General features: G+C 31.9%; 20 protein-coding genes. 7 read left to right on the top strand and 13 right to left on the bottom strand.

Translation table 11 applies throughout. The features are described 5' to 3' along the window. Positions 1-52 precede the first annotated feature (52 nt). The 6 genes from IM744_RS01625 to metG all read right to left on the bottom strand — a co-directional run bounded on the left by IM744_RS01625 (position 53) and on the right by metG (position 7,325). Positions 53-862, bottom strand: a complete 810-nt coding sequence (locus tag IM744_RS01625) for a T9SS type A sorting domain-containing protein (RefSeq protein WP_194506333.1) — start codon at positions 860-862, stop codon at positions 53-55. A 331-nt stretch (positions 863-1,193) separates the two neighbouring features. After that, positions 1,194-3,314, bottom strand: a complete 2,121-nt coding sequence (locus IM744_RS01630) for a Tex family protein (RefSeq protein ID WP_194506334.1) — start codon at positions 3,312-3,314, stop codon at positions 1,194-1,196. A gap of 83 nt (positions 3,315-3,397) precedes the next feature. Then, positions 3,398-4,105: an OmpA family protein gene (locus tag IM744_RS01635; RefSeq protein WP_194506335.1), complete on the bottom strand. Its 708-nt coding sequence runs from the start codon at positions 4,103-4,105 to the stop codon at positions 3,398-3,400. Positions 4,106-4,107: 2 nt separating this feature from the next. Beyond that, positions 4,108-4,581 carry a lipocalin family protein gene (locus tag IM744_RS01640; protein ID WP_194506336.1) on the bottom strand — a complete coding sequence of 158 codons (474 nt, stop codon included), beginning with the start codon at positions 4,579-4,581 and terminating at the stop codon, positions 4,108-4,110. Positions 4,582-4,748: 167 nt separating this feature from the next. Then, positions 4,749-5,207 carry an META domain-containing protein gene (locus IM744_RS01645; protein WP_194506337.1) on the bottom strand — a complete coding sequence of 153 codons (459 nt, stop codon included), beginning with the start codon at positions 5,205-5,207 and terminating at the stop codon, positions 4,749-4,751. Positions 5,208-5,258: 51 nt separating this feature from the next. Then, on the bottom strand, positions 5,259-7,325 hold the full coding sequence (gene metG / locus IM744_RS01650) for a methionine--tRNA ligase (RefSeq protein ID WP_194506338.1): 2,067 nt from the start codon (positions 7,323-7,325) through the stop codon (positions 5,259-5,261). A 111-nt stretch (positions 7,326-7,436) separates the two neighbouring features. Between metG and IM744_RS01655 the strand changes: the two genes are divergently transcribed. Together IM744_RS01655 and IM744_RS01660 are read left to right on the top strand one after the other, a co-directional pair. Continuing rightward, positions 7,437-8,069, top strand: a complete 633-nt coding sequence (locus IM744_RS01655; protein WP_194506339.1) for a hypothetical protein — start codon at positions 7,437-7,439, stop codon at positions 8,067-8,069. Positions 8,070-8,112: 43 nt separating this feature from the next. Continuing rightward, entirely contained in the window at positions 8,113-9,123 is a 1,011-nt protein-coding gene (locus IM744_RS01660) for a S66 peptidase family protein (protein WP_194506340.1), read from the top strand. A 35-nt stretch (positions 9,124-9,158) separates the two neighbouring features. On the opposite strand, the gene IM744_RS01665 is transcribed toward IM744_RS01660, so the two are convergent. Further along, positions 9,159-9,611 (bottom strand): DUF1569 domain-containing protein, encoded by a 453-nt coding sequence (locus IM744_RS01665; RefSeq protein WP_194506341.1) that lies wholly within the window; start codon positions 9,609-9,611, stop codon positions 9,159-9,161. Positions 9,612-9,656: 45 nt separating this feature from the next. Between IM744_RS01665 and IM744_RS01670 the strand changes: the two genes are divergently transcribed. The 3 genes from IM744_RS01670 (at position 9,657) to IM744_RS01680 (ending at position 11,433) form a co-directional block, all read left to right on the top strand. Next, entirely contained in the window at positions 9,657-9,845 is a 189-nt protein-coding gene (locus tag IM744_RS01670) for a hypothetical protein (protein WP_194506342.1), read from the top strand. A gap of 324 nt (positions 9,846-10,169) precedes the next feature. Next, on the top strand, positions 10,170-10,721 hold the full coding sequence (locus IM744_RS01675; protein ID WP_194506343.1) for a hypothetical protein: 552 nt from the start codon (positions 10,170-10,172) through the stop codon (positions 10,719-10,721). Positions 10,722-11,073: 352 nt separating this feature from the next. Then, complete coding sequence (locus tag IM744_RS01680) at positions 11,074-11,433, top strand: YraN family protein (protein ID WP_194506344.1); 360 nt, start codon at positions 11,074-11,076, stop codon at positions 11,431-11,433. A 460-nt stretch (positions 11,434-11,893) separates the two neighbouring features. Here IM744_RS01680 and nadD read toward each other — a convergent pair whose 3' ends face one another. From nadD to IM744_RS01695, 3 genes are read right to left on the bottom strand one after another with little or no spacing between them, the layout of a single operon-like run. Next, positions 11,894-12,472 carry a nicotinate (nicotinamide) nucleotide adenylyltransferase gene (nadD, locus tag IM744_RS01685; RefSeq protein WP_194506345.1) on the bottom strand — a complete coding sequence of 193 codons (579 nt, stop codon included), beginning with the start codon at positions 12,470-12,472 and terminating at the stop codon, positions 11,894-11,896. Positions 12,473-12,475: 3 nt separating this feature from the next. After that, positions 12,476-13,066 carry a guanylate kinase gene (gene gmk / locus IM744_RS01690; protein WP_194506346.1) on the bottom strand — a complete coding sequence of 197 codons (591 nt, stop codon included), beginning with the start codon at positions 13,064-13,066 and terminating at the stop codon, positions 12,476-12,478. Positions 13,067-13,092: 26 nt separating this feature from the next. Then, a complete protein-coding gene (locus IM744_RS01695) occupies positions 13,093-13,950 on the bottom strand; it encodes a YicC/YloC family endoribonuclease (protein WP_194506347.1) in 858 nt (285 codons plus the stop codon). Positions 13,951-14,056: 106 nt separating this feature from the next. Here IM744_RS01695 and IM744_RS01700 point away from each other — a divergent pair, with 106 nt between their 5' ends. Further along, the gene (locus IM744_RS01700) at positions 14,057-14,533 is read left to right on the top strand and encodes an acyl-CoA thioesterase (RefSeq protein ID WP_194506348.1); all 477 of its coding nucleotides are present in this window, start codon (positions 14,057-14,059) and stop codon (positions 14,531-14,533) included. On the opposite strand, the gene IM744_RS01705 is transcribed toward IM744_RS01700, so the two are convergent. Then, the gene (locus IM744_RS01705) at positions 14,530-15,423 is read right to left on the bottom strand and encodes a DMT family transporter (protein WP_194506349.1); all 894 of its coding nucleotides are present in this window, start codon (positions 15,421-15,423) and stop codon (positions 14,530-14,532) included. The genes IM744_RS01700 and IM744_RS01705 overlap by 4 nt on opposite strands. Further along, a complete protein-coding gene (locus tag IM744_RS01710; RefSeq protein WP_194506350.1) occupies positions 15,416-15,775 on the bottom strand; it encodes an arsenate reductase family protein in 360 nt (119 codons plus the stop codon). The genes IM744_RS01705 and IM744_RS01710 overlap by 8 nt, the downstream gene beginning before the upstream one ends. 102 nt (positions 15,776-15,877) lie before the next feature. On the opposite strand from IM744_RS01710, the gene IM744_RS01715 reads away from it, so the two are divergent. Continuing rightward, positions 15,878-17,125, top strand: coding sequence for a cation:proton antiporter (locus IM744_RS01715; protein ID WP_194506351.1), 1,248 nt, complete (start codon positions 15,878-15,880; stop codon positions 17,123-17,125). On the opposite strand, the gene IM744_RS01720 is transcribed toward IM744_RS01715, so the two are convergent. Further along, positions 17,122-17,844: a DUF3298 and DUF4163 domain-containing protein gene (locus IM744_RS01720; protein ID WP_194506352.1), complete on the bottom strand. Its 723-nt coding sequence runs from the start codon at positions 17,842-17,844 to the stop codon at positions 17,122-17,124. The two genes, IM744_RS01715 and IM744_RS01720, sit on opposite strands and share 4 nt — an antisense overlap. Positions 17,845-17,911: the final 67 nt, after the last annotated feature.

A 17,911-nucleotide genomic window follows, 5' to 3' on the forward strand; every position in this document is an offset into this window, starting at 1 on the left:
AGCGTTTACACTGTGTAAACGCTTTTTAAATTATTTTAAACTGTATCAATAATTATAATACAAGTTTCTTTCTAATTACTGCTTTAGAATTTGGATCAGTTAATTCTAGAATATAAATACCGTTTGCTATAGCGTTTGCTTCAATAACAAAACTAGAACCTGTAGTTTCACCATCTAAAATTTGTTTTCCTGCCATATTTACTAATCGATAATTAGTAGCATCTGATAAATTGTACAATCCTATACTTTTGTTTAAAGCTACGATTTTAATGTCCTCTATTACACTTGTGCCAACAGATAAAGTTTCTTGTCCTGCATTAAGTGCTGTATCAGCAGTATCATGATAAGCAAAATCTTTAATAGTCCATACATCACCAGAAGCATCAATATCAAGACGAGCCCAACCATAATGTATGCTACCTGAAATGTTAAACCTAAGTCCTAAAAACCCGTCTGTTATGCTACACCAGTTACCATAGCTACAAGATCCATAATTTAAGGATTGAAAACCGCCTGAAAATCCATTATTATACCAAGATGCAGCACCACTAGATATGGTCGCTCCATTACTAAGCGCAAATGGATAGGCAAAAGTAGCTCCACCAGAACCCAAAACATCATTACTTGCAGTTAATGGATCAATGTATAAATTTGAACTTCCATTATGTCTTATTTGAAAGTCATCAGTCCCATCATTGTTTAGATCAATTTGAAATGTGTCTCCAATACCACCTGTAAAATCTGCAATATCGTCATAGATTATAGATTGTCCACTAGCGTCATTAACACCTACAATGGCTGCTGTTAAGGCTCCGTATTTTGCAAGTTGTTTAGATAATTTTAAAGAAGTAGTTTTTTTCATATTTAAATTAAGTATTGGTTAGTGGAATAATGTACAATTTTCCCACAATAAATTCAATATTGTTTATGAATAGTATTTTATTTTTATGAATTATCTAAAATTCAATCATTAAAATCGCTAAATGTTTAATAAAACTTATTTTAAATTGTAATTTATTATTCTATTTTTTTTTTCAAACAACTAATTAGGGTACAGTTGAATATCAAAACATCTTCATATTTATAATTGCTAATTTAAAATGAAGGAAGCTTTTATATTATGATATAAGGTTATTTCGAGCACAATTTTGTTATTCCTTTCAAAATAGGAAGCTATTCTTATTCTAATAAGGTTATTTGTTGTGTAATTTTAACTGAATTCGTTTTCTCGCAACATCAACATCTAAAACTTTTACAACAATTTGCTGATGCAAATGCACATGTTCATTAACATCTTTCACAAAACTGTCTGATAAATTAGACACATGAATCAAACCACTTTCTTTAATTCCAACGTCTACAAAACACCCAAAAGCTGTAATATTATTGACAATACCAGGTAATAATTGACCTTCACTTAAGTCATTAATGGTTTTGATATTTTGATTAAACGTAAATACTTTTGCTTGTTCTCTAATATCTAAACCTGGTTTTTCTAGTTCTTTTACAATGTCTTCTAGGGTGAGTAATCCAACTGTATTTGTAACGTAGTTTTTTAAATTCACCTTTTGAAGGAGTGTTTTATTTCCTATTAATTCGGAAATTGAAACACTAGCATCTTTTGCCATTTGTTGAATGATTGGATAGCTTTCTGGATGAACTGCCGAATCGTCTAACGGATTTTCCCCATCCTTAATTCTTAAAAATCCTGCACCTTGCTCAAAAGCTTTGTCACCTAATCTTGGCACTTTTTTGATGTCTTTTCTTGATGAGAATGCACCTTTTTCACTTCTGTAATTCACAATGTTTTCAGCGAGTTTTGGCCCAATTCCAGAGACGTAACTCAATAAACTATGACTCGCAGTATTGATATTAACACCAACTGAGTTTACACAGTTTTCGACAACCACATCCAATTCTTTCTTGAGTTTACTTTGGTCTACATCATGTTGATATTGACCAACACCAATAGATTTTGCATCAATTTTTACTAGTTCAGCCAAAGGGTCTTGTAAACGCCTCCCAATTGAAACCGATCCACGAACCGTCACATCATAATTAGGGAATTCGTCTCGAGCAATTTTTGATGCTGAATAAATACTAGCTCCAGCTTCACTCACCACAAAAACTTGAACATCTGTATTAAAATGTATTTTTCTTACCAAAGCTTCGGTTTCTCTTGATGCAGTTCCGTTTCCAATAGCGATGGCTTCTATTTTATGAGCTTCGGTTAAAAAACTAATTTTTTTCATGGCTCCAATCTGATCGTTTTTTGGAGCATGCGGATAAATATTCTCGTTATGTTTTAAATCGCCTTTTTCATCTAAACAAACTAGTTTACATCCAGATCTAAATCCAGGATCTATCGCTAAAACGCGTTTTTCTCCAAGTGGAGAACCCAACAATAACTGCTTTAAATTTTTGGCGAATATTGAAATTGCAGCTTCATCTGCTTTGTCTTTTGCTTTTTGAAGCGCTTCGTTACTTAGCGATGGGAATAGTAAACGCTTATAAGCATCTGAAATGGCCAATTCAATTTGATCTGCACATGCGTTTTGACTTTTAATGATTTTACGATCTATGTAATCTAAAGCACGTTCATTATCGATTTCAATTTTTACACGAATAAAACCTTCGTTTTCAGCTCTTAAAATAGCTAGTAATCTGTGAGAAGGAATTCTACTTAAGGCTTCTTCCCATTCAAAATAATCTCTAAATTTTTGTGCGCTTTCGTCTTCCTTTTTAGACTTCACAACCTTTGTTGAAATCATGGCATGACGTTCTAATTGATTTCTTAGGTTTGATCTAATATCTGATCTTTCATTTATCCACTCTGCAATGATATGTCTTGCGCCTTCCAGAGCATTTTCCGAAGAAGAAATAGTACCTTTTACATAGCGCTGCGCAGTAGATTCTAAATCACCATTGTTTTGTGACATGATGATTTTTGCAAGCGGTTCTAATCCGTTTTGGCGAGCGGTTTCTGCTTTTGTTTTTCTGCTTTTTTTATAAGGTAGATATAAGTCTTCTAGAGTTGTACTGTCTTGACAAGCGTTTACTTTTGTTTTTAATTCTGAAGTTAAAACGCCTTGCTCCTCTAAAGCTTTTAAAATGGTAGCTTTTCGTTTTTCTAAGGTTTCAAATTGCTCCTTATATTTTACAATATCTCCAATTTGAACTTCGTCTAAATTTCCGGTAGCTTCTTTTCTATATCTTGAAATGAAAGGAATCGTACAGTCTTGGTTTAATAAATTGACAGTGTTGATGATACTGTCTTTTGGAAGCTTAGTGTTTTGTTGTATATATGTTATCATAAAAAAGACCTTATACGTGTTTTGTATAAGGTCGGTAATATATTTAACTCAGCGTTAATTGCCGAATGATTTTAAAAGAATTTTTAATTTTGATTTGCTTGTTGCTGTGCGTCGTCTATCATAGTTTGATTTGGAACGATGGCAACATTTACACGTCTGTTTTTTGCTCTACCATCTGCAGTATTATTATCATATTTTGGTTGCGACTCTCCAAACCAATTCGTGTTAAATCTTCCGTTTGATAAACCTTTATTTATTAAGTAGTTTGTTACAGAATACGCTCTATTTTTAGATAAAGTCATATTGTAATCTTCTGTTCCAACACTATCTGTATGACCTACAACCAAAATATTAGTGTTTGGATATTCTGCAAATATATTAGCTAATTTATTTAGTGTCGCTTGTGATGCAGAATTTATATTTGATTTGTCTGTAGCAAAATAAACACCACTATTTTCATCAAAAGTAACGACGATACCATCATCAACGCGTTCTACTACAGCTCCAGGGATTTCTTCTTCGATTTTTTGTGCTTGCTTATCCATTTTGTTACCAATGAGTATGCCAGCTCCTCCTCCAACAACTCCACCTAGAACAGCACCTAATTCTCCATTACCACCTTTGCCTACATTATTGCCAATTATGGCACCTAATATTGCTCCACCTGTGGTTCCAATTACAGCTCCTTTTTGTTTATTATTACTGTTTTTTACAGCCTTACAACTAATCATACTCATTGTTAAAACAATGGTAAAACCAATTATTGCTATTTTATTTATATACGTTTTCATAATTATAGGGTTTTTGTAAAGTTTATATTAATGATAAATGGGACACCATCAATATTGACGGTTTGTTGCCATTGCATTTGAGAATCTGTTAATGAGGTTAAATTGAGACGAAAACCAGCATTGGTTTCAGATTTTCCTTTTTCATTTGTAGGTTTTAAAAGAAAATCATAATATCCTGTAGCTTCGTCAACTTCCTGAATAGTGAAATTGAAGTAACGTCCTCCTGTGGTGCAATCACTTTTAGTAATTGTATAGATACCAGTATTATTATTAGGGATGAATTGCCAATTACTGCCTTCAAAGCAATCTTTACTTGCATCGTTAAATAATGTTACATTATACGTTCCTGTTTTACTGTAGGTAATGTTGCTTAGAGTCCAATTCCCTTTTATGACTTTTTTTGAAGTTTTAACTGTTTTTGATACTCCACAGGATAATAAACACACTGCGAAACAGATTGCTATTAATTGTTTCATGATTATTTTTTTAGTTTAAGCTAAAGTAATCATGGTACAATGTCTTGAATGATGCAAACCATTTAATTGTTACTTCATTTGAAATAGTAAGTAACCTTAGGAAAGAATTTGAAATAAAAAAACCTCCCAGTATTAAGTTGAGAGGTTTTTAAATATGTAATATGTTTTTATTTATCAGCTTCAAAAACAGCATAAGGAGCCATTCTAGCTTTATTAAGTGTCATTGTGGTTCCGTTTAGTGAGTAATTATCTACTTTTTCAAGAATTCCTAGAAAAGCAGTTTCAATAGACATATCTGGACAAGCCATTAAAGTCGCTGCTATTGTTGATAGCGAAACTCTAAAACCTTCTTTTAATTGGTATGAGCCATTAAAAGTATTACAACTTGCATTACCATAAACTTTATTGTCATTTGAAGAGAACGTAATAAATGCGTTTTTATCACTCACATCTTTACCCATTAACGTTACTAATTTCCATTTTGTATCTTCAAAAGACGTTTCGTTGTTTGTGAGTTCTATTTCTATATTAGTGTCTTCTGAGTTTGTAATACTTTCTTTTTTTGTTGAATTACAACTTGTAGCCAATACAAGTATTACAAACATATTTAATGTAAATAATTTCATGTTGTTTTAGTTTCTAATAATTTATTCAAAAATCTGGCCAAATATTATTAATTAACTAATCTGCAAACCACTTTTAACAGCAGTATCAGGATTTACAAAAACCAATTTACCTTCAGGAGTTTCGATCATTAAGATCATCCCTTCACTTTCAACACCTCGCAATGCTCTTGGAGCTAAGTTGACTAAAACGGTTACTTGTTTACCAACCACTTCTTCTGGAGTAAAACTTTCTGCAATACCAGAAACTATGGTTCTTGTATCAATTCCTGTATCTACCTTTAAAATTAAAAGTTTTTTCGTTTTTGGCATTTTTTCGGCTTCAAGAATAGTTCCAACTCGTAGATCAAGTTTCGTAAAATCTTCAAACGTTATGATGTCTTTTTGTGGCTCGATTACTTTATTAGCTGCTTCGTTTGCTCTTTTACTAGCTGCTAATTTTTCTAATTGCTCATCCATAGCTTTATCTTCAATTTTTGAGAATAATAATTCACCTTTTCCTATTTGGTGTCCTGACGGAAGTAGAATGTCTTTAGTTGAAATGTCACTCCAAGTAGATTCCGCATCAAGTGCGGAATGACAAAGTATCCCTTTTAGTTTTTCCGAAGTAAATGGTAAAAACGGTTCACTCAATGTTGCTAAAGCACTAGCAATTTGAAGTGCGACGAACATGATCGTTTTTGTACGAACTTCATCTGTTTTGATGAGTTTCCAAGGTTCTTCATCTGCTAAGTACTTATTACCTAAACGTGCTAAGTTCATCAACTCTTGACTTGCTTCTCTAAAACGGTAACGTTCAATAGAACTTTCAATAACTGATGGATATGCTTTAATTGCAGCCAATGTTTCGTTATCAATTTCAGAAAATTCTGAAGCTTCAGGTACAACACCTTCGTAATATTTATTGGTAAGGACGACAACTCGATTTATAAAATTTCCGAAGATAGCCACCAATTCATTATTATTTCTTGCTTGAAAATCTTTCCAAGTGAAATCGTTATCCTTAGATTCTGGAGCATTTGCAGTCAACGCATAACGCAACACATCTTGCTGGTTTGGGAAATCTTCTAAATAATCTGGCAACCAAACAGCCCAGTTTTTAGACGTTGATAATTTGTTACCTTCTAAGTTTAAAAACTCATTTGCTGGCACGTTATCTGGTAAAATATAAGAACCTTCTGCTTTTAACATTGAAGGGAAAATAATACAGTGAAAAACGATATTATCTTTACCAATAAAATGAACCAATTTGGTGTCTTCATCTTTCCAATATGGTTCCCAATCTTTACCTTCTCGTGCAGCCCATTCTTTAGTTGCAGAGATGTAACCAATTGGTGCGTCAAACCAAACGTAAAGCACTTTGCCCTCGCCTCCTGGAGCAGGAACAGGAATTCCCCAATCAAGATCGCGAGTTACAGCTCTTGGACGCAAACCGTCGTCAAGCCATGATTTTACTTGTCCGTAGACATTAGGTTTCCAGTCTTTTTTATGCCCTTTTAAAATCCATTCTCTTAAAAAAACTTCGTGTTTATCTAGTGGTAAAAACCAGTGTTTCGTTTCTTTTAACGTTGGAACATTACCAGTAATTGCAGATTTCGGATTGATTAGATCTGTTGCGTTTAAACTAGAACCGCAATTTTCACATTGATCGCCATAAGCTTCTTCGTTTCCACATTTTGGACAGGTTCCTGTTACGAAACGATCTGCTAAAAACTGGTTAGCCTCTTCATCATATAATTGCTCTGTAACTTCTTCTATAAATTCACCTTTATCATTAAGTGTCTTAAAGAATTCTTGAGCAGTATCATGATGAATTTTTGCAGAGGTACGTGAGTAGTTGTCAAAGGTAATTCCGAAGTCAATAAACGATTTTTTGATAATCGCATGGTATTTATCAACGATATCTTGAGGTGTCACACCTTCCTTTTTCGCTTTAATAGTAATTGGCACTCCATGTTCATCGCTTCCGCAAATGAATGCCACGTCATTACCAGTTAATCTTTTATAGCGTGCATAAATATCTGCAGGTACATACACACCAGCTAAGTGACCAATATGAATTGGACCGTTGGTGTATGGTAAAGCTGCAGTAATTGTATATCGTTTTGGATGTGTTGACATAAGTGTTTATAATTTGAGTGTAAAAATAATCATTAAGTTTTTTATTCTTTAACTCTTAACTGTCCAAATGAAATTTGGTTATGTTTTTTTGTTAGATTTGATGAAAAAGCAATGAAAAAGTACTATAATTTTATTTTAGTATTCTTTTTTATGAGTTTATGTTTAGCTCAAAATGTAGAAGAATCAACGCGATCAGAATCAAATCCAATAATTTATGGGAATTTCATGATTGGTGGTGCCAATAGTGGTAATGAAGTAAAAGGTTTGACTCTAGGTTTTGATGTAAATTATCAAGTAAATAAAGATTTATTTACTTTTAGAACCACTTATATTGCTGAAGAAAATCCTGATCCTGGATTAGCTGCTCTTTTTATTTTCCCAAGATACACAGGAGGAGATTCTATGAATGAGTTTGCATTACTCTATGGAAAACGGTTTGTTTTTAATGGGTCTGCTTTGAGTTTATCGGCAGGTTTATCTACCAATTTAGTGAAATATTCACATTATATTGATGGAGATAAAATTAAATTCAGAAAGTCATATATGGCTATTCCTTTTGAATTAAATTTCAATATTTTTAAAGCTAGAAAAAAAAGAATTCGAGTCTTTTATGGAATTATTCCTGTAGGACAACCAACGTCTTTTGGACGAAGTTTTGGAGTTAAATTATTTGGAAGCTTGGGAGAGGTTAATTATTTTGGATTAGGCTTAAACTTTGGTTTTGGTTGGCATAAAAAGTATTGAAAATCTCTTTTCAAATGTGTCAAATATCATTTACATTTACAATATGTCTAAAACCCATTCTTTTTTAATCTTGATATGCGTTTCTTTTTTCTTCGGAAATGTAACCGCTCAAGATAAATCTGTCCAAAAAAAACAAACTGTTTTGATACAACCACAATTTTTAAAAGCAGGCGACACTGTTGCTATCGTAGCACCTTCAGGAATATTAAAAAACAGAAATGATGAAGTTGCTCAGGCTTTAGAACTTTTAGAAAGTTGGGGTTTACACGCTGTAGTTGGTAAACATGTATTTAGTAAGGGTGATCATTTTGCTGGAACAGATGCAGAACGTTGTGAGGACTTTCAAAAAGCATTAGATGACCCAACAATAAGTGCGATTTGGTGTGCAAGAGGAGGATATGGAACCGTTAGAATTTTAGATAAATTAGATTATACTGCATTTAAGAAACATCCAAAATGGCTCATTGGCTATAGTGACATTACAGCGTTACACAATCAGTTTCATAATGAAGGGTTTCAAAGTATTCATGCCATGATGTGTGTGAGCTTGACAAAAGATATTTCAGAAATAAAAGAAACTGTAGAGACTTTTAAATCTACAATCTTTGGAAATCAGGTTGATTATATCCTAAAAGGCTCAACATATAATAGAGTAGGTGAGGCAAGCGGACCATTAGTTGGTGGAAACCTTACAATTCTTCACACCATGTTAGGCTCTAAAGAAAGTATTGATACCACCGGAAAAATCTTATTTATTGAAGAAATAGGAGAATATAAATATCATATAGATCGCATGTTACAAAGTATGAAACGTGCAGGTTATTTTGATAATTGTGTAGGTCTTTTAGTTGGAGATATGAGTAGAATGCGAAAAAATACGACGCCTTGGGGAACATCTGTAGAGCAATTGATTTTAGATGCTTTAGTAGATTATGATTTTCCTATTGCATTTGGTATGCCTGCTGGACATGAGAAGGATAATCGTGCGATGGTTTTAGGACAGATTGTTGAGTTGACGGTTGGGAAAGAGAAGTCTACGGTTGTTTTTGAATAGTAATAGTTCAAAATTTTATAAAATAAAACTATCATTTAAACTCCAAACTGGTTTAAATGATGGTTTATATGCTTGTAGAATAGGTTATTCCATTCGTTTGTAGTGAGTTTTCCAAATGAATGTGATTCTTTATTGTCAAAATGACTTTCTCCTAAGCTTTGTGTCTTTTCAAGGTAGTTTATAAGTCGTTCTTTTTCTAATTCAAAGTTTTTAGAATCTTTCACTAGAAACTGTGGAGCAGTTTGGCCATTTTTTTTATAAGGTTTTTCATTTGTAACAAAGGGTTTTATTAATAATTTTACAAGCATCTTTTTTAACCCTTTTGGTTTTGGGTGTATATCCTCGTAAACCATTTCATAAGCTACGTTGCAATGTGCTAACATCTGATCAATACTCATCTTTCCCCATTTTGGTTTGGTTTCAACTCTTAAATTGTTGATTCTATTTATAACAGTTTCTGTTTCCTTTTGGTCAAATATATTAGTCATGGTTTTGTCCTATTTTTACATAGCAATTTAACTAAATTAAACTGAATGGCTTCCTACAATCTTTCAAAACCAAAACGTGATCAACTTGTTGGGCAAATCAATCTAGAGATTGCTAATGATTTATCTCTTGGGAAAACTGAAAACATTATAACTTATTTTTCAAATGAAGATACTTACATTAGAAAAATAGGATATCTAACAATTGGCAAATTGCTTATAAAAAAGGATGTTTAAAAACAGTCGTGGCGCATTTAAATACATGGGAGAATAAAGTTCTAGTAGAAAAAGCACTTGATAAAATAGTAGATGTTCATAATCGGTATAAAAAGCTTGCGATTTTAAGTCAAGACCAGGCCATTGCCTACATTGATAAAAATTACAGAACACAATAGTTTATCTTTTACAAAAATTCTTTTATAGTTTCTAACTATGAAAAACAAATTAAAGTAAGAAAATTCTTTAATTTGTTAATTAAAAACGCTATTTGTCTAAAAATTATGCATTTCGTTTTTTATCATTTTATATTAGATTTTTATTAACCCCAAATCTCTATATATTATGAAAAAAAACTATCTCTTATATTTTCTATTCACAGTATTACTCTTCTCTTCATGTACAGAGAATGAAAGTATTGAAGAACAAATAGATATTGAAGAAGTGGCCTCTGATGAACCATGCTTTACGACCGCACTTATTGCTGGACAAAATTATGATGCAGGAATTGTGACTGCAGATATTGATGGCGACAACTTAATTATTACCTTTTCTAGCAATGGTGACTGGATAATAGGGACCACACATTTAAGTGTTGGAAATTGTGATGAGGACTGGGTTCCACTTACAGGTTCAGGGAATCCACAAATTGGACAGTTTGAATATACAGAACCTTTTTCTATAACACCTTATGAAGTAGTTTACATAATTTCATTAGAAGGTTTGGATGATAATTATTGCTTTGCAGCGCATGCTGAAGTAGAAGGTCCAGACGGTAATGGTGAAACAGCATGGGCAGAAGGTCCTGAGTTTGACGGAAGAAGTTGGGCTATGTTTGTGGAAGCTACATTGTCTGAATGTGAAGATGGCGATGATGGTGGTAACAATGCATTTTAATTAATAGGATAAATAATTTCTTATAAAAGAATTGTTAGGAGTCCATAAAAGTATAATGCTATAATCTATCAAGGAGTATAACATTCTACTTTTATGGACTCTTTTTTTTTATGAATAAGAAATTCCTTAAACCGTCTTTATTGTTTACCAGTTTTTAGCATTATAAAAACATCTCTACCTAATGTTTCTTGTGGTTTTAAAAGATATGATTTTTTAAAAAGTTAGCTACTTTAACGAAAGAGCAGTCAATTGCTTATATTGATAACAATTATATTTCATAATAATTTGTCTTTTATAAAGGTTCGTAATCGTTACGACTAACAACTGAGGACTAAAAACTGAAAACTTAATTTTGGCAAACCACAATGAACTAGGAAAAAAAGGAGAAGAATTAGCTACAGACTTCTTGCTTAAAAATGGATATGAGATTATAGTAAGAAACTACACTTATCAAAAAGCAGAAGTTGATATTATTGCTAAGAAAGAAAATGTCTTAGCAATCGTTGAAGTGAAAACTAGAACTAGTGCAGATTTTGGTGATCCTCAACAATTCTTGAAACCTAAACAAATGCAACGTATTATCAAAGCAGTAGATTACTTTGTAAACGACAATGAAATGGATGTTGAAGTGCGTTTTGATATTATCGCAATTGTTTTAAATAAAAAGGGAATGAATTTAGAGCATTTAGAAGATGCCTTTTATCATTTTTAAAAAATGATTGAGATACTAATTAATATAAGAGAGTAGTATAATATATTAATACATTTTTCCTTATTGTTTAATGCTAAATAGCGTTTAAATTCTTCTCTAACAAGTTTTGATGATAAACTAAATGATAGAATAATCACAGCTAAAAATATAAACCAATATAGAGAATCAGGATAATTTAAAAAATAACCAGTCGCTATATAAGATGTGATTAATAAAGAAGAAATAGCAAACTTAATTTTATCTAATTTATTGAGTTTATTGCGCTTAACGCATTCAAACACCTTATATAATAAGAGGGAAATTAGGGTAATTCCTATGATAAGTGTTGTACTCATTTATGATTAAAAAATTAGATAATAAAAGTAAAGGTTTTTTTTAATGAATGAAACAATTTTAACGAATAGTTTACAGTTTTATTCACTTAGCATTGCTAACGTTTAAAAACGAAAATTATTGTACACTATCTATAAAAATTCATTTCATCTAAATATTCCCAAACATGTTCTGGTAACATTGGTCTCACATTCTTACCATCTTTAATTGATTTACGAATAAATGTTGATGATAATTCCATAATAGGAGCATTCACTTTATGAATCTTATGATGGTTGTCAAATTGTGTTTCTGCTTTTCCTTCGGAAATTCTAGGATAGACATAAATATCATGATTTTCTAAAATGAGTTCATAATTTTTCCACTTGTGAAAGCTTTTTAAATTATCCTCTCCCATAATTAATGAGAATTCATGTTGAAGATATTTTTCTTGAAGATAAGTTAACGTATTTATAGTGTAATTTGGTTGAGGTAAATCAAACTCAATATCGCTAGGTTCTAGTTTTTCATAGTCTTCGGTTGCGCGATAGACCATTTCAAAACGCTGACGATTATCCAATAATGAACTTTTCTTTTTAAACGGACTGTGAGGTGTGACAACAAACCAAATTTTATCCAAATCACTATATTCTGCAAGATGATTTGCAATCGTTAAATGTCCAACATGAATTGGGTTAAAAGTTCCAAAATACAAGCCAATCTTCATAATTTATTCTTCAATAAAATTAGAAACTAAGTTGTAAGCATCTTCTAGAGCTGTGTCTAAATCTTTGTTTAATACAATTTTATCAAATAGAGGAGCTGTTGCTAGCTCAGCAGGTGCTTTTGCAACACGCATATTAATTTTATCTACACTTTCTTCACCACGTTCTTTGAGTCTTATAACAAGTTCGTTGAGATCTGGTGGTTTGACAAAAATAGCTATTGTTTCTTCTGGGAATTTCTTTTTTATACGCAAGCCTCCAGAAACATCAATATCAAAAATCACATTTTTTCCTTTTCCCCAAATGCGTTCAATTTCTGTTTTTAAAGTTCCGTAGAAATTATCACGATATACTTCTTCCCATTCTAAAAACTCATCGTTTTTAATTCGGTTTTTAAAATCTTTAGGATCTAGAAAGTAATAATCTTTTCCGTGGATTTCATTTCCCCGTTTTTCTCTCGATGTTGCTGAAATTGAAAACTCTAAATTAAGTTCCTTTTGTTTTAGTAAATGTCTTACGATGGTTGTCTTTCCAGATCCTGAAGGTGCTGAAAACACAATTAATTTACCTCTGTTTTTATTTTTTATTTCTGACACTTAATTTGCTTTAATAGATTTTAAAATTACAGTACGTTCAATAACTGTTCCTTAATTTTCTCTAATTCATCTTTCATTTGTACAACTAACTTTTGCATTGGTGCGTGATTTGATTTTGAACCAATTGTATTGATTTCTCGTCCCATTTCTTGAGAGATAAAACCTAGTTTTTTACCATTAGAATCCTCAGATTTTAAAGCTTTCTGAAAATATTCTAAATGATTTTTTAATCGCACTTTTTCTTCAGTGATATCAAATTTTTCTATGTAGTAAACGAGTTCCTGTTCAAAACGGTTCTCATCAACTTTTTCTTTTATGTCAGCAATACCTTTAGTTAATCGTTCACGTACACCTTCTATACGATCTGGATCCATAGCAATAACGTCATCCAAAAGATTAGAAATACTTTGCACACGACCAATAAAGTCGGCCTCTAGCATTTCGCCTTCGTCTAATCTATATTGTTGGATTTTTTCTAGACTACTATCAATCACAGTTGCGATTTCGCTCCATTCATTTTCGTCAATTTCATCACGCTCTGTAGTTAATGCGTCTGGCATGCGAATTGCCATTTTGAGCATTTCGGTATCGTTACCATCAACTACTTCTTTTAATTGTTTGATGTATTGTTTAACAACAGTTTTATTGATTTGTGTTGAGGTTTCTTCTCCAGTAATCTCCATATAAAGCGAGAAATCGACTTTACCTCTTACCAATTTAGAAGCGATTAGCTTTCTAATTCCTAATTCTTTTTCACGATACATTGAAGGCATTCGTGTATTGAGGTCTAAATTTTTACTATTTAGAGATTTAATTTCTATAGAGATTTTTTTAGTAGGAAGCTGTATTACAGACTTTCCATATCCTGTCATTGATTGTATCATGAACGCATTTTAAAAGTTGAGCAAAGGTAAGGAAAATCATAAAGTTATAAAGCGGTTCGTTATGGTTTATAAAAAACGATAACTTTGCACTCTTAAATATTAAAATATGTACAAAAAAGATTTTGAAATTAGATGGAGTGATATTGATGCAAATAGCCATTTGGCTAATTCTGCTTATATAAATTTTATGAGCCATACGCGAGTAGGGTTTTTGAATGAGCATGGGTTTTCTATGAAAAAACTTATAGAATATGGGATTGGTCCTGTAGTGTTTTCTGAGCATATTCATTATTTCAAAGAATCTTTTTTAGGTCAAACCTTAACAGTTACACTTACAGTTTCAGGATTAAGTGATGACGGAATGTTCTTCAAATTTGAACACAATTTTTACAATGAAAAAGGAAAGCATGTCGCGACTTGCGATATTCTTGGTGCTTGGATCAATCTAAAAACGCGAAGTTTGACAGTTCTTCCTGGGAATCTAAAAGATCTAGTGGAGAAATTTCCGAAGTCATCAAATTTTAAAACATTAACAAAGGAAGACACACGTCAATCTGGTAAAAAACCTCAGGATTTAGCCTAAGTTGAAGCTTTAGGCTTTTTGGTCACCAAATACACACCAGAAAAAATCAAACACATTGCCATGATTTTTATGGAATCTATATGGTCTACTCCCATGATAATTGCAAAAAGTCCAGCAATAACAGGCTGTAGGTAAATAAACACACCTACTGTGGACGCTTTAAGGGATTTTAAGGCTAGAGGATTTAAAAAATAAGTACCAAACGTAGCTCCAATAACTACAAACAATACCGAAAACCAAATGTATGGTGAAAAGCTACTCCATTCAATTTCTGTAGTCTCGGTATATCCAAAAGGTAGTAATAAAATTAACCCGAATAAAAAGAGCCATTTAATAAATGTAAATGGATGATATTTAGCGGTTAACCTTTTAATTATTATCACATAGATACTGTAAGATATCGCATTGATAAATATAAATAGATTACCAAGTGCTACATTGTCTCCTACGCGATCAGACTTGCCTAAAGCAGTTAATAAAAGACCTCCACAAAATGCTAAAAGAATACCTCCTATTTTTAGTTTAGTAAGTTTTTCGTTTAAAAAGAAAATAGACAATACCATGATAATTATTGGAGTAATCGTCATAATTACAGATGCATGAATAGGAGATGTATATTCTAAGCCTTTTAAAAAAAAGAGCATATTAATTCCAACACCAAAAACAGCAGCAAAAAAGATAGTAATGTAGTCTTTTCGGTCTATTTTTTCACTTTTAAAGAAAAATCCCATTAACCAAAATAAAATAGTTGCTCCAATAACTCTAAGAAGCACAAAGCCAAAGGGTTTTATGAAATTTTCATTCATAACATTTTTGGCAAATGTATAATTTAGACCATATAATAATTGCACAATAATTAATGCAATTAATGCAAACAGGCGACTATTCATTTTTATGGATAAAAGCTTTAGCTGCTTCTACTGTTTTTGCACTATTTCCAACGAATATTTTATCATTATAAATAATAACAGGTCGACTTAAAAAGGTGTAATGCTCTAATATGTAGTTTTTAAAATCATCTTCAGTGAGGTTTTGGTCTTTGAGACCCATCTCTTTGTAAAGTTTTGCTCTTTTACTAAATAATGCTTCGTAACTGCCTGCCATTTCAGCGAGTTCTTCTAGTTGCTTAACCGTTATTTCTTCAGTTTTTATATCTTGAAATATGACATCATTTGGCAAATCCAATGATTTTATAATTCTTATACAAGTACTACATGTTTTTAAAAAGTATATTTTTTTCATTGCCTATTTTACAATTTATAAGATAATATCTTGGTTTGCTTAATGCAAAGTAAACGGATTTCAGAAGAAAAATAGTTACTTTTATCCAAAATTTGAACTCCTATGGATTATTATGCTATTGCATCAGTTTTAATTGTACTGTCTGCACTTTTTGGTTATATCAATGTGAGGTTTTTAAAACTGCCAATTACCATAGGTTTAATGCTTATTACTATAGTGTTTACTATCATAATAGTCGCTATTGGTCAATTTGATGACACGTTGTTGTTGAGAGAAAAAGCACTTATTTCTCAAATTGATTTTAAAACGGTATTACTAGATATCATGTTAAGTTTTCTGCTTTTTGCAGGTGCGTTACATACCAATTTTAATCAGCTTAAAATTCAACGATGGCCTGTATTGGTTTTTGCGACTTTAGGTGTATTAGTCTCCACTTTTTTAGTGGGAATTTTAACCTTCTATCTATTGCAAATACTAGGTTTAGATGTTGCTTTTATATATTGTTTATTATTTGGAGCCTTAATTTCTCCAACAGATCCCATAGCAGTTTTGGGAATTTTGAAAAAAGCCGGAGCTCCTAAAAAACTAGAAACCAAAATTGTTGGAGAATCATTATTTAATGATGGTGTTGGTGTTGTTGTGTTCTTGACCATATTTGCAATCGCAGCGAAACCTGATGCAGCAATTGATATTAATGAAATAGGAAAATTGTTTGGTCAAGAAGTATTGGGAGGTATTGCACTTGGTCTCGTTTTAGGTTATATCACCTATAAATTATTAAAATCAATTGATGATTATGAGGTTGAGGTTATCATCACAATTGCTACAGTAATGGGCGGAAGTTTATTGGCACATCAATGGCATTTATCTGCACCATTAGCAATGGTGACTGCAGGATTAATTGTTGGAAATGATACCGTTAGAAAAAATTCCATGTCAGATCTTACTGAGGTGTATGTAGATAAATTTTGGGAACTTATTGATGTTTTACTAAACACAGTTCTTTTTGTAATGATAGGTATGGAAATGCTTGTATTGAGTTTTCAGACGACTTATATTATAGCAGGTGTTATTTCAATTCCGTTGGTATTGTTAAGTAGATATCTTTCATTATGGTTGCCTATAAAATTCTTTGATAAAAAGTTACAGTTTGTTAAAAACACCAATTTAATTATGACTTGGGGAGGGTTAAGAGGTGGTATTTCTATTGCATTGGCGCTGAGTTTAACACAAGATATGCACAGAGAATTATTTTTAGTGATTACCTATATCATCGTCGTATTTTCAATAATTGGTCAAGGTTTAACTGTAGAGCCAGTTATTAAAAGATTGACAAAAGAAGCAGACTAATTCATAATTAAAAATTCGCTAACATCTCCAAAAGGAATAGTAAACTCTACAATGCCTTGAGAATATGATGCAACTTCATAAGGATTGTATAAAACGATAAGACCTTCATCGCTATAGCCTAAGGTTTCTGGAAGTTGGAACTCTTTTCCGAAGAACACATCCTCCATAATAATCTCACTTGTTTCCTCTTTAATTTCGGTTGCAAGTTTCTCTTTGATGACTTCGGAAAGTCCTTGCGCATTGCTAATAAGCTCTTTTTTATTATACTGTTTACCAGTTTGTGGATTAAAATTGAAAAACCTAACATTGGTATTTCCATGAGCTCCACCAGTATCCAAATATGTTGTTATGGCAATGCTGATAATTTCTGGAGAACGATAGGTGACTTCTCCATCAATTAGAACTTCCCATTGCTGTGCAGAATCTGGAAAATCATTTTTAAAGCTGATGTATTCATTATTAAATTTTGCAATCGCATCATGTATATTTCCATCTGTATCATCATTCTCAGACACGTTGATTTGTTTGATAATATAGTTCTCAAGAGTTTGATTGATACGATTCGTGACTTCCTTTGTGCCTTCAGCTTTAGGGAAGTTTAGAGCTATTTCTGCACCTTCAGAAGTTTCAATTATTTCTTCGGAAAAATCAACTTTAACTTCTTTATCGCAAGAAATTGAAAGTATGAAAACAAGTATTATGAGGCTGGTTTTTTTCAAAATTTAAAAGATTTTGTTAAACATTAGATAAAGGTATTGTATAGATTTGAATACAACGAATTAAAAC

The organism is Psychroserpens luteus (assembly GCF_015319355.1).
GTDB classification, from domain to species: Bacteria; Bacteroidota; Bacteroidia; order Flavobacteriales; family Flavobacteriaceae; genus Psychroserpens; species Psychroserpens luteus.